General features: G+C 36.4%; 13 protein-coding genes. 5 read left to right on the top strand and 8 right to left on the bottom strand.

Translation table 11 applies throughout. The features are described from left to right. The first annotated feature begins 407 nt into the window (after positions 1-407). The 5 genes from JOC48_RS10790 to JOC48_RS10770 all read left to right on the top strand — a co-directional run bounded on the left by JOC48_RS10790 (position 408) and on the right by JOC48_RS10770 (position 6,002). Positions 408-3,608 carry a DEAD/DEAH box helicase gene (locus tag JOC48_RS10790; RefSeq protein WP_204499556.1) on the top strand — a complete coding sequence of 1,067 codons (3,201 nt, stop codon included), beginning with the start codon at positions 408-410 and terminating at the stop codon, positions 3,606-3,608. A 190-nt stretch (positions 3,609-3,798) separates the two neighbouring features. Beyond that, positions 3,799-4,071 (top strand): holin, encoded by a 273-nt coding sequence (locus tag JOC48_RS10785; RefSeq protein WP_204499554.1) that lies wholly within the window; start codon positions 3,799-3,801, stop codon positions 4,069-4,071. A 223-nt stretch (positions 4,072-4,294) separates the two neighbouring features. After that, the gene (gene mntA / locus JOC48_RS10780) at positions 4,295-4,702 is read left to right on the top strand and encodes a type VII toxin-antitoxin system MntA family adenylyltransferase antitoxin (RefSeq protein WP_239584303.1); all 408 of its coding nucleotides are present in this window, start codon (positions 4,295-4,297) and stop codon (positions 4,700-4,702) included. Then, the gene (gene hepT / locus JOC48_RS10775) at positions 4,689-5,099 is read left to right on the top strand and encodes a type VII toxin-antitoxin system HepT family RNase toxin (protein ID WP_204499550.1); all 411 of its coding nucleotides are present in this window, start codon (positions 4,689-4,691) and stop codon (positions 5,097-5,099) included. The genes mntA and hepT overlap by 14 nt, the downstream gene beginning before the upstream one ends. Before the next feature lie 180 nt (positions 5,100-5,279). Beyond that, positions 5,280-6,002 (top strand): 3-ketoacyl-ACP reductase, encoded by a 723-nt coding sequence (locus JOC48_RS10770; protein WP_204499569.1) that lies wholly within the window; start codon positions 5,280-5,282, stop codon positions 6,000-6,002. A 206-nt stretch (positions 6,003-6,208) separates the two neighbouring features. Here JOC48_RS10770 and JOC48_RS10765 read toward each other — a convergent pair whose 3' ends face one another. The 8 genes from JOC48_RS10765 to JOC48_RS10730 are packed head-to-tail and all read right to left on the bottom strand — an operon-like array spanning position 6,209 to position 11,699. After that, a complete protein-coding gene (locus tag JOC48_RS10765) occupies positions 6,209-7,765 on the bottom strand; it encodes a proton-conducting transporter transmembrane domain-containing protein (protein WP_204499548.1) in 1,557 nt (518 codons plus the stop codon). A gap of 2 nt (positions 7,766-7,767) precedes the next feature. Beyond that, complete coding sequence (locus JOC48_RS10760; protein WP_204499546.1) at positions 7,768-9,234, bottom strand: complex I subunit 5 family protein; 1,467 nt, start codon at positions 9,232-9,234, stop codon at positions 7,768-7,770. A 22-nt stretch (positions 9,235-9,256) separates the two neighbouring features. Next, positions 9,257-9,592 (bottom strand): NADH-quinone oxidoreductase subunit K, encoded by a 336-nt coding sequence (locus tag JOC48_RS10755; protein ID WP_204499544.1) that lies wholly within the window; start codon positions 9,590-9,592, stop codon positions 9,257-9,259. A 2-nt stretch (positions 9,593-9,594) separates the two neighbouring features. After that, positions 9,595-10,317, bottom strand: a complete 723-nt coding sequence (mbhE, locus tag JOC48_RS10750; RefSeq protein ID WP_204499542.1) for a hydrogen gas-evolving membrane-bound hydrogenase subunit E — start codon at positions 10,315-10,317, stop codon at positions 9,595-9,597. Between the two features lie 4 nt (positions 10,318-10,321). After that, entirely contained in the window at positions 10,322-10,555 is a 234-nt protein-coding gene (locus JOC48_RS10745; protein ID WP_204499540.1) for a Na(+)/H(+) antiporter subunit B, read from the bottom strand. 14 nt (positions 10,556-10,569) lie between these two features. After that, a complete protein-coding gene (gene mnhG, locus JOC48_RS10740) occupies positions 10,570-10,896 on the bottom strand; it encodes a monovalent cation/H(+) antiporter subunit G (RefSeq protein ID WP_204499538.1) in 327 nt (108 codons plus the stop codon). Continuing rightward, positions 10,889-11,152, bottom strand: coding sequence for a monovalent cation/H+ antiporter complex subunit F (locus tag JOC48_RS21270; RefSeq protein ID WP_204499536.1), 264 nt, complete (start codon positions 11,150-11,152; stop codon positions 10,889-10,891). The genes mnhG and JOC48_RS21270 overlap by 8 nt, the downstream gene beginning before the upstream one ends. Positions 11,153-11,198: 46 nt before the next feature. Then, entirely contained in the window at positions 11,199-11,699 is a 501-nt protein-coding gene (locus JOC48_RS10730; protein ID WP_204499530.1) for a Na+/H+ antiporter subunit E, read from the bottom strand. Between the last annotated feature and the right edge of the window lie 368 nt (positions 11,700-12,067).

Raw genomic sequence — 12,067 nt, 5'->3', positions numbered from 1 at the left:
GGGGTTATTTGGAAGTTCTGTGATAGGTACTTCCATTTTACACTGAAAATGGTGGTTATTTTTCTTTATTTGAACCTATTTACTACACTAGGCACTATAAAATGTGATGCCTGACAATTTTTCTGTTTCCTCTTGTCCTAAGACTTTAACCCATCCATAACCTTCTTTAGTACTATCGCTTGATTATGAACCCTATCCTTACTACCAAAGACCAAGTTACATATCCATTTTCTTCTACTATACTAACGAATTTGTTTCATTACTCTTGTTTAAATGGATAAATCAGTTTCTCCTAGTTAGTGAGCAAATATGTTAAAGTAAATTAAAACGCCTAGTCCATAGTCTACATATTAGGTAATATGTTCAACGATCATCGAGGAAATTTTACACAGATAGGAGAGGCCCTCATGCAAATAAAATTAAATAAAAAAGTTATCCAACAACGATGTGGGGCTGTCTCCTATAAAAAAGGGGACGCCTTTTATCGACAAGGTAAAGTAACGATGGAGAAAATAACAACGGATTTATTACAAGCTACTGTAAAAGGTATAGAAGACTTTCATGTCCAAATTGAGATAAATAGTAAAGAGTATACGGCGACTTGTAGTTGCCCGTCGCTAGCTTCTTATCAAAAAGATTGCCAGCATATTGCAGCGGTATTAATTGCTTGGCAGTATCACCAAGTTGAAGAGAATCATCATGTGAATAGAGAGCTTCGAGATAATACAACAAGTGGAGAACTTTCTGAAGGATTACTGCAATTATTTCAACAGCCTTCAACTGCTAAAAGCGGTCAGCAAGTCCATTTTGAAAATAGAAAAATCCTTGCTATTAATTTTGTCTGCAAGGGGCTTGGGATGGACAACGGAGAGGCGATGCTTGGTATTGAACTACAATTACCTACATACCAAACCGTAAGTATTCGTGAATTTCTCGAAAACGTGAGAGAGGGCAACAGGCACGTAGAGCATGAATTTGTGTACGATCCTACGAAGCATTGCTTTGACGATGGAACGAATGCGATTCTTCAACAGCTAATTCTGATCATGCTTGATGAGAAAATGTATCAGCGTGCAATGCCCACAGGTAACTCCAGTAAAAATAAACAGTTACTACTTATTCCTGCTTCCGCCTGGAAGAGGCTAGAACCTTTATTGGCACGTGCTCCCCAGGTACATTTGCAGTGGGATAGGGAAATCCTTCCTTTTCAGGTAGTAAATGATCCTTTACCATTAACATTCGAATTTACAGGGAACAAACAAAATGGATATAGCCTATTCATTGATGGTCTAAGTGAAATGGTGGTTTTAAAAGAGTATGACACCGTTCTATTCGATGGGAAAATGATTGGGATTAACAAAGGAGAAGCGGAACGGCTATATGAATTAAAGCGTGTAATCGAAAATTCAGTTACAAACGAAATTCCAATACCAGCACACCAATTAAAGTATTACATGGAAAAGCTCGTACCTTCTTTAAGAAAAATCGGAGAAGTCCATCTATCAGGGGAAATTACCGATGAGTTACAAAAAACACCACTGCAGGCAAAGCTTTACTTAGATCGTGTGAAAAATCGTTTGCTTGCTGGGCTAGAATTTCATTACGAAAGTGTGATTATTCATCCATTGGATCATCGCAAAGTTCAGGTAGGTTCCTTGATTATTAGGGATATGGAGAAGGAAGAAGAGATTCTTCACTTGATGGAGGAAAGCAAGTTTAGCCAAACCGAAAGTGGTTACTTTCTCCAGAATGAAGCGTTAGAATATAACTTCTTGTACCATCAGTTGCCGAAATTGCAAAAACTGACAAGGGTCTATGCGACTACAGCAGTAAGAATGCGTATAACAACCAAAAGTAATTTTCCTAAAATAAAAGTGAAGCATACGAAGGAACGCACGAATTGGCTTGATTTTACGTTCGAGATGGACGGGATAAAGGAACAAGAAATCAAGGAAGTGTTAACTGCATTAGAAGAAAAGCGGAAATATTATCGCTTGAGAGATGGTGCGTTGCTATCCTTGGAGACAAAGGAAATGGAAGAGATAAAAAGATTTTTGCAAGCTGTACCTGTTCAAGACGATGAATTGGAAAATCGATTTGAAGTCCCAATCGTGGAAGGACTTCGGATACTAAATCAGATTGGGGATAGTGATGCGGTCACACTAGAAAAATCTTTTCGCACGTTTTTGTCCACCATTCACCATCCTGAACAATTGGAGTTTGACATTCCAAAGCCGTTAAAAGACATGTTACATCCTTACCAAGTAGATGGATATAAATGGTTGAAATTTCTTGCTAGCTATGGCTTTGGGGGGATTCTAGCAGACGACATGGGGCTTGGAAAGACGATTCAAAGTATTGCGTTTATTTTATCTGAACTGTCTACCATTCGAGAACATAAGCACCCGGCATTGATTGTTTGTCCTTCTTCAATTACTTATAATTGGCAAAATGAAATCACGAAGTTTGCACCAGACATAGAGACGTTGATTGTGGACGGTAGCAAGTCAGATCGAATGAAACTGCAACAAGAATGGACGGATATAGACGTCATCATAACGAGCTATCCATTGCTGCGTAGCGACATCAAAGACTATGAGAGGTTGAAATTTCATGTCGTATTTTTTGATGAGGCACAAGTGTTTAAAAACCCATTAACTCAAACGGCTCGTGTGGTGAAAAAAATCGAGGCGAATCATCGTTTTGCCTTAACAGGTACGCCAATGGAAAATGCGCTTGAGGAGCTTTGGTCCATCTTTCATGTTGTTTTTCCTGAATTGTTCCTGGGGTTAAAGGAATTCAGTGAATTAACGAATAAACAAATTGCTCGAAGGATTCGTCCATTTATGCTACGCAGGGTCAAGGAAGATGTATTAGGTGAGTTACCAGAGAAAAGGGAAACAATCGATTATGCGGACCTGCTTCCTGCTCAAAAGAAACTGTACACCAGTTATTTGGCCAAGCTACGCCATGATACGTTTAAACATTTAGATCAGGAAACAATCAGGAAAAATCGAATCAAAATCCTTGCTGGTTTAACCCGTCTTCGTCAGATATGCTGTCACCCAACCTTGTTTGTCGAGGATTATCAAGGAAGTTCAGCCAAATTTGAACAACTAAAAAGTATCATAGAAGAATCTAGGCTGGCTGGTAGACGTGTATTGATTTTTTCTCAATTCACAAAAATGTTAAAGCTGATTGGGCAAGATTTAGCTTATCAAGGTTTACCTTATTTTTATTTAGATGGACAAACGGAATCAGAGGAAAGAGTAGACCTTTGTCATCGATATAATCAAGGAGAGCGAGATATTTTTCTCATTTCCTTAAAAGCAGGTGGGACAGGACTTAATCTAACTGGTGCAGATACCGTTGTTTTTTATGATAGCTGGTGGAATCCTGCCGTTGAGGAACAAGCAGCAGACCGCGCCCATCGCATTGGTCAGAAACATGCGGTTCAAGTAATCAAGCTTGTAGCCAAAGGCACGATTGAGGAAAAAATGAATGCATTGCAAGTGAAGAAGCGACATTTGATTGAACAAGTTATTGATCCAAATGATGAACAGACAGAGAGACTGACGGAAGAGGATATACAAGAATTGTTGAGTTAAAATGACTGAAGCACGGGGACGGTTCTGTCGCTCGTAAATAAAGTCACGGAAGCGAGAGAACCGTGCCTAAGCTTTTTTTGTTGAAGAGACAGTCTTCCTGTTTTCTAAGCCAAGAAGTGGATTCTACGCAGACTTAATAAATTGTCATTAATCACCTTATAGCCTCGTACATTTTTATGAGGTGATAAATATGGACCAAGTGTTAGCTTTTGCATCTGTGTTAGCGCCGATTGTTTCTGCACTTGTACAGTTGACAAAAAAGACAGTGAATGTGAATAAGAATTATATTCCTTTAGTTAGTTTCCTTATTGGAATCTTACTTGGTATTTTTGCCTACCCATTTACAGGCCTAGCACTCGTTCCTAGAATATGGGCAGGTGGAGTTGCGGGATTAGCCGCTACAGGTTTGTTTGAGATGGTGAAAAAGAGAGAAGGTTATTCAAAAGAAAAGAAAACCTCCTAAATTCCATTGAAAGGGTCTGATCCACCATATGGACAAGTGTCCACGAGGAGGGATCAGACTCTTACTTTTTATACAAATGTCCAACTAAGTGTAACCTATCCATTTGTCCTTGATGGGTCCTGCCTCTATCACCATAAGGAAGCGGGAGAATCGTCCCTAAACTTCAGTTGCTATGATTTGATATACTAAATTTAAAAATAGGAACATGTGGAGGTGTCTACTTATGCGTCAAGATTGGAAGCAAATAGTAACGAATAAGTTAATAGAACAGGTCCAACCAGCATTTATTCTTGTATTTGGATCGTATGCTAAAGGGACCTATCGGAAGGATAGTGACCTTGATATAGCGTATTTTTCACATACAGACCTTAGTCATTATGAACGGTTTCTGCTAGCAGGAGATATTGCGGAAGAATGCAAGATTGACATAGATTTAGTTGATATTCGAAAGGTAGACACCGTTTTTGCGGCACAAATTTTTTCAACGGCTGAAATTCTTGCTTGTGCGGATGAGAATACGTTGATAAAGGAACGGATGAAAGCATTATCGATGTACGTTACATTAAATGAACAACGTGCAGAAATATTACGGTCGATAAATGAAAGGGGGAGTATATATGGCGAATCGTGATGTTGTTTTAAATAAGGTGTCAACAATAGAGCGTTGTTTAAAGCGTGTGGAGGAAGTATATGCGGGAAACCCTGAACATTTAAAAGATTATACAAAACAAGATAGTATTATTTTAAACATTCAACGAGCATGTGAAGCAAGTATTGATCTCGCTATGCATATCGTTAGTTTAAAACAATTGGGACTACCGAAAACAAGTAGAGACGCATTCCTATATTTAAAAGAGGCGAACATCATCGATGGTGATTTAACTAAAAAGATGAACAATATGGTCGGTTTTCGTAATATAGCGGTACATGACTATCAGGCCATAAATTTGGATATATTGCAAGCTGTTATAGAAAACCACCTGAGTGATTTTTTAGACTATTCAAAAGTTATATTAACGATAAAATAATGTGCGAAGACGGTTCAGTTGCTTCGGGATTAAAGGTTCAGTTATAAAGGAAGTGTAAATGATGGATTTCGACACAATTATGCAGGAGCTTGAAACCCTTGGAAATGAACGGTAAATGTCCAAAGGTAGAATCTGCCCCCTATACATATAGGAGAACAATAAATGGGAAGGATGTTGTTTATGGGACAAGAAATTAAAGGGAAAGTGGCGTATATTACCGGTGCAAGTAGTGGAATTGGACGAGCTACTGCACTTACCTTTGCCAAGGAAGGTATCCATGTGGGCTTGATGGCCCGAACGGAAACCAAACTAAAAGAAGTAGCACAACAAGCAGAAGCATTTGGTGTGAAAGTAGCAGTGGTAGCGGTTGATATAGCTAATATGGAAGCGGTAGAGCAAGCAGTTATTGAATTAGAAAAAAGGTTAGGACCAGCAGACATCTTGATTAACAACGCAGGAATTGGTCTGAAGGGAAGTTTATTAGAGACGGATCCCGCTGACTGGAAGCGTACGTTTGAAGTGAATGTGTTTGGCACCTATCATGTGACACGTGCTGTGTTACCCCATATGGTAGCTAAAGATCGAGGTGACATTATTAATATATCCTCAAGTAATGGATTAAAAGCTACTGCAGGTTCGACATCTTATAGTGCGAGCAAATTTGCTATTCAAGGGATGACAGAAGCACTGATGCAAGAAGTCCGTCGCAACAATATCCGCGTCTTCACCATGAACCCAAGCTTAGTTGCAACGGAAATGGCTTTTGGCGACAAGCTCGATGAACAGGACAAGGAGAAGTATATGCAACCAGAAGATTTAGCAGAATTCATGGTTGCTCAACTAAAACTCCATCAACGTATATTTATCAAACAATCCTTACAGTGGGCAACAAATCCGTTCTAAAAACAGTAACAAAAAATAACCGTCCTCCGACCAAAGGGATACGGTTACTCCATTTGAAAATACATAATTGGTCAACCGCTCTTTATGCGGTCTGTAGTTCTGTTGCCGGGTGGTTACTGCCACTCGGCTTTCTTTCTTTAATTATAATTAGTGTAACTTGCGCTGTCAAAGCAACGATGATTGAAGAGGTCTGACCCCTATGGATATCAAAACATTAACAATACCAACAGAATGATTAAAGTGGAAGTTGCCCATAACAAATATTTATGTAATTTTCCGTCATGATAGTTACTTAACTGATAGCCTGTAGTTACAAGTATTTTAGCCATTTTACGATACATATCAAAATATAGAAGTCTCACATAGTTCTTCACTACATATTTCTTTAATAAAAGAAATACAGGAATGGACCAGAGAAAGGGTTGAATTCCGCTTAACATATGTTTTTTATCGAAATAATGAATACCTAAATCAGTATTCATTAGATTTTCTAATAAATAAGGATGAATACCGATTAATAGCATAAGAACAGTTAAAAACCCCAATCCTAACTGCATGCTGATTGCTGGTTTTTTAGTTAAGTTAACATTACTATTTTTGAAAAATGCATAATAGATAAATTTTAAAAATATTAGAGAAGTTCCAAAACTCATCAGGTTCAAACCCCAGGTTAATAATGGTTCCTGTACAGCTTCTTTAATAAGGCTTTTACTCATATATCCATTAAAAAAAGGAACGCCAGCTATCCCCAGAAAAGCTACCAATGTTGCTATCGAAGTTACGGGAATTTTTCTGCCCATAATCCCTAAATTTTCAAGAGTATCCTTCCCTGTGGTATAAATGACAACTCCCACTGCCATAAATAATACAGTTTTATATAAGATGTGATTAACCAGGTGAAAAATAGCTCCAGCTATACCCTTTTCCGTACCAATACTAATGCCAATTATCATATAACCAACCTGGATGATGATGGAATAGCTCAATAATTTAAGGGCATGGTTTTGCCTTAAGGCCATTACCATTCCAAACAAAGCTGAAATAAGCCCTGCGTAAGCCAGAATATTTATCCCGGACAGCAGGATGCTCATGATATATACGCCCACTTTTGTCGTATAGATGGACAAAACTACTGTGACATAAAAAGGAGCTTTGCTGTATGCTAATGGCAGCCACGTATGGAAACCGACAAAGGCCAGCTTAATTGCTACCGCAAGCATAAAAAAAGGGATTCCGGCCTCTATAGCATTCAAAGATAAATTACCTGTAGCTGAATACTGTAAAAATGTCCCCCATAATACACTTAACCCTCCTGCCACCTGCATTAGACAATAATAATAGCCCGTTTTTTTAGTGACATCACTTGCCATGATAATAATAAAAGAGGAACTGATGGTCATTAACTCCCAGAAAACATACAGAGTAAACAGATCACCAGAAAAAACCACGGTCAGGGCACTACCAATAAACACAAAGATTAAACTTAATATAAATCGGGAACATAGTTTAATGGAATAAATGACAGCAGCCAGTCCACCGACAGCAAAAATTAATCCTGTTAATTTACTGGCATTATCTACTTTAACAGGAACTAGAGTAAATTTTAGAAAATCCAGTTGAAAACTATAACCAGGTATTAAATAAAAAGTAACAATAAGAGCTCCTGCAGTAATAAGGAAAGAGATTATGTATTTTATCCTATCATTAACGGGCAAAAGTAAAAGTATAGCACCTGTTATATATAAGAAACCTGGAGTAATCATCTTTAACCTCCTAGTAATATTCTTATGTATTCCCCATTATCGAGCAAAAATTTCGGAATTTTATTAATGAGACTTAAAGGTATTGAAGGTACTATACCAAATAAAATACATAAACTGCCCAGAAATATAGTTGGTAATCTTAAAGATAAAGTTGGTTTTACTATTAATAGTTCTTTTTCGGTTTTTGTATATAACGTAACAATTACTTTTAGATAATACGTTAAAGATAAAAACGTTCCGACCAGAATAAAAAAGCCAGCATAAACAAAACCAGATTCTATTGCTGCTTCAACAATAAGCCATTTACTGATAAATCCATTAAAGGGAGGCAGGCCCACGATTGCAAGAGAAGCAACGACAAAGATAAAGGAAAGTATCGGAAATTTATAACCCAACCCTTTAATATCTTCTATCTTAACAGCGCTTAAACTATAATAAAAAATTGCTGTGACTAAAAATAAAGTCCCTTTCATGATGGCGTGATTTAGAATATGGAAATTGCCAGCAATTAATCCTCCTTCAGTGCCGACAAATAATCCGATCGTGATATACGCTATCTGGGCAACACTGGAATACGCAAGAAGCCGGCTTAAATTTGATTGTTGATAGGCTAATAAATGAGCAACAATAAAAGTAATTACTCCCCAGAAAACACCAATATGTAACATGCCACTTTGATCGAGAAAATCAATTCCAAAAATAATATATAAAACTTTTATTAATGCATATACAGCAGATTTCATCACCAATCCCGAAGATAAAACATTGTAAGGGATAGGGGAATCTTCATAAGTATCTGGTATCCAGGCATGCAGAGGAATTAACCCTATCTTTATGACATAACCAAAAACAAAAAAGGACATAAGTGTACTTTTTATCTGAAAAGGGATGTCTTTAAATTCTAGGGAGATTTCTGCCATATTTAGAGTGCCAGTTAACGAATAAGTTAAGATTGTAGCGAGTAAAATAAAAAAGCTACCTAATGTAGACATGATTAAATACTTAAAAGTACCTTCTATTCCTTTATTCGTATTTTTTAACGCCACCAAAGCACAAGAACTTAGGGAGCTCACTTCCAAAAATACATAAAGATTGAATAAATCAGCAGTAAGCACCATTCCTGCTATACCCGCTGTCATTAAATAGGTAAAAATAAAATATTTATGTTTATGACTTTTGATATATTTCACGGAAAAAATGATAACAGGTAAAAATAGTATTGCTATCATTAACAAGAACATGGCGGAAAAAGGATCGACCATTAAATTTATTCCCATGAGCCCCCAAGCCCCAACATTGTAAACTTTTGGGGGATAACTATGATTAATAACTAAAATTAATAAATAAAGATAGATGATCGCACTACCGGTTACCAGAGGAGCTAAAATCTTTTTGAAATATAACTTAGAAATTCCGATAAAAAATGCGGTTAATAAAGGTAAAATGATAAGCCAGACAGCCGCCTCCATTATTATCCTCCCAGAATAAAAATTATCCTCTCAATTTTCGAAGCTCATCAACGTTTAACGTTCCATATCTTTTATATATCTTAATTACCACCGCTAACATGACAGCTGTAACACTTGCCCCAATAACAATTGCTGTTAAGGCAAGTGCCTGAGGGATAGGATCAACTACTATTTCATATGGCTTGTCTAAAATAGGAGCAGCTCCACCCGGTTTATAACTCACCAGAATTAATAATAAAATTAAAGATGACTCTAAAATAGTAAATCCCATAACAATTTTTATTAAATTTTTTTTGGTAATTATCGTATACATTCCAAGCGATAACAAAATGATTACGACAACATAGGCTAGTTCCACTATTATTTCTCCTTTATCAAACTATTAAAAATGATGGCCAGACCAGCTCCAACTTTAATACCAATCATTAGATTTAAGAAAGGTATTAACCCGGCACTGATCAATTCCCCGGTATTTCCCGGACCAAAATTGGCTTGTCCGTTGGCCAGAAAATTGCTTCCAGTTACTACTCCTACTAATCCCAGTAAAATAAAACCTATAGCTCCTATATCTTCTGCTAACTTTTTTTTGGCAGGCTTAAATTTATATTCAGAAAATTCAACACGGTAGGTTATTGTTAATAGAATGGGAATTACAGCCATAACTACTCCACCAACAAAACCGCCGCCAGGAGCTAGATGACCAAAAAGTATTAAATACGCTCCTAAAACGGCTAAAAATGGAATGAAAAATTTTGTGGTTTGAGAAACAATCATTGTAAATGTAGTGCCGAGCATTTTATCTTTTCCTAGGGGAACTAGAAAAGACAAAATAGCAGCAGCTGTTAAAAGCACCGTTGCTTCACCTAACGTGTCAAACGCCCGGTAATCATATAGGACGGAAGTAACGATGTTGATAGCACCGGTTTCCTGTACCCCTTCAGAAATATAGTGTTCAGATAAATATCTTTTACTATTGTTATCCAGATTATGTATTTCATCAAATACAATAAATAAGAAAATAGCCAGCGATACAACAAGGACTAGTTTATAGAGTTTTTTAAACATGGCATTCATTCTACTCATTTCGTCAATACTCCGTTTTATTTATCGTAATGACAAAAAAAACAGTAGTTAAGCCAGCAGCAATTACTGCTTCAGCTATCGCAGGACCCGGAGCCTGAAGAATGACAAAAATAACGACTAGAATAGCACCGTATATAGGCAGGGCAATAACTGCGGTTGATATATCTTTCGTAAATACCATAAAAAATGCAGTAATAACTAAGAATATCATTAGCATATTAAAAATAATATCCATCATGACTGTACCTCCAATCACTTGTCCAACTCGTTTTTGGCAATCTTTTTAGGTACGAAATGATAATTTTCTGCTAGTCTAGCTATGACATGAATGGCTACCGGATTCGTGATTAATAAAAGAATGATGATTACAATTATTTTTAAAGAAACAAACCCGATTCCTTCCATTACTATACATCCCATTAAAACGGAAATACCTCCGGCCATCAGACATTTAGAGCCAGCATGCAACCGGGTATACAAATCAGGAAAACGAATCATACCGACAGCAGTACTTAACAAAAAATAAAGACCAGTTAGTAAAAACACATAAACAAATAGTTGAACTAAAATATTAATCACCAACTTCTCCTTTTTCTGGTTTTGTAAAATATTTAGCCATAATTAAAACATTTACAAATAAAAAAACCCCATAAACTAGAGCGACATCAAGAAAAACTTTTCTATCAAAATAAAGACTTAATAAAACTAAAACTAATAAAAACATGACACCTATCGCATTCATAGCAGCTACTCTATCCGGTACACTCGGACCTTTCATCACTCGATAAAAGGTCAAAATAGCAAATAAGACGATTGCTAGTATGAAATAAACCACGAGAATCACGCTCCACATTTAATGAAAAAAAGGGTCTTAAACGGTATTAATCAAATAGTTTAGCTATCAACTTCTCATGTTTACGGATCTGTGCTTTCTTTACTTCTGCTTGATCCTCGCTGTAAACATCTAACCAGTGAATATGATATTTTTTATTTGAAATATCGATATCCATACCAAGGGTCCCTTGAGGTAATGTAATAAAATTGGCTAAAATTTCTGTACTGCTTTTACGTTCAAGAGATGTTTTTAATTTAACTATTTGAGGAGAAAATGAAGGTTTCATTTCAAATGCATGTCTCGATACTCTGACTGCAGATAAAAATACATCATTTATAAAAGCACTAGTCACCAAAAATAGGTAATATGTTTTTAATAAAAAGTCTTTTGTGGCAGATCTCATTTGTACTGATTTAGGACCATTATCTGCTAACATAAGCGATATAATAGAACAAATAATAGTACCCAACAAAAATACCTCAATATTAACACGGCCAGCAAAAACAAACCATAATGCCAAAGTTAGAATAAATGTTAATAATTTCATCAAATTATGTACCTCACTTTAATGTAGTAGTTCTTATTATGACCATAGTGAGAGTTCTTATTATGGAAGAACGAACAACATTTATGTGAAGAGTGCGAAAGCTTGGGAAAGAGTTAAAGCTGTAATTACTGAATTGAATGGCTGGGAATTCTAGAGAGAGAAAGTTTCATTCTAAAAGGGCACTTGCACAAGAATAATCTAAAATAAGTAGGAAATCATAATTCTTGTAGGAAGGAAAAATGAAATAAATGAGGTGTCAGTGAAAAACAACTTGGATGAACTTTAACTAAAAGTTAAGGCAGGTATCACAAATCTTCATGAAAATGAGGTGTTGGTGATCCGACAGACAAGTGAATGTAGTTAGTCAT

Origin of the sequence: Aquibacillus albus (genome assembly GCF_016908325.1) — a bacterium.
Classification (GTDB): domain Bacteria; phylum Bacillota; class Bacilli; order Bacillales; family Amphibacillaceae; genus Aquibacillus_A; species Aquibacillus_A albus.
This window is presented reverse-complemented; position numbering and strand designations above follow the sequence as displayed.

What these genes read in the sequence shown, in the direction of transcription:
- JOC48_RS10760 (WP_204499546.1), bottom strand. Translation starts at nt 9,234, where the DNA reads ATGGAGGCGGCTGTCTGGCTTATCATTTTACCTTTATTAACCGCATTT.
- JOC48_RS10745 (WP_204499540.1), bottom strand. Translation starts at nt 10,555, where the DNA reads ATGATGGATATTATTTTTAATATGCTAATGATATTCTTAGTTATTACT.
- JOC48_RS10790 (WP_204499556.1), top strand. Translation starts at nt 408, where the DNA reads ATGCAAATAAAATTAAATAAAAAAGTTATCCAACAACGATGTGGGGCT.
- mntA (WP_239584303.1), top strand. Translation starts at nt 4,295, where the DNA reads ATGCGTCAAGATTGGAAGCAAATAGTAACGAATAAGTTAATAGAACAG.
- JOC48_RS10785 (WP_204499554.1), top strand. Translation starts at nt 3,799, where the DNA reads ATGGACCAAGTGTTAGCTTTTGCATCTGTGTTAGCGCCGATTGTTTCT.
- mbhE (WP_204499542.1), bottom strand. Translation starts at nt 10,317, where the DNA reads ATGAGTAGAATGAATGCCATGTTTAAAAAACTCTATAAACTAGTCCTT.
- hepT (WP_204499550.1), top strand. Translation starts at nt 4,689, where the DNA reads ATGGCGAATCGTGATGTTGTTTTAAATAAGGTGTCAACAATAGAGCGT.
- JOC48_RS10765 (WP_204499548.1), bottom strand. Translation starts at nt 7,765, where the DNA reads ATGATTACTCCAGGTTTCTTATATATAACAGGTGCTATACTTTTACTT.
- JOC48_RS10730 (WP_204499530.1), bottom strand. Translation starts at nt 11,699, where the DNA reads ATGAAATTATTAACATTTATTCTAACTTTGGCATTATGGTTTGTTTTT.
- JOC48_RS10770 (WP_204499569.1), top strand. Translation starts at nt 5,280, where the DNA reads ATGGGACAAGAAATTAAAGGGAAAGTGGCGTATATTACCGGTGCAAGT.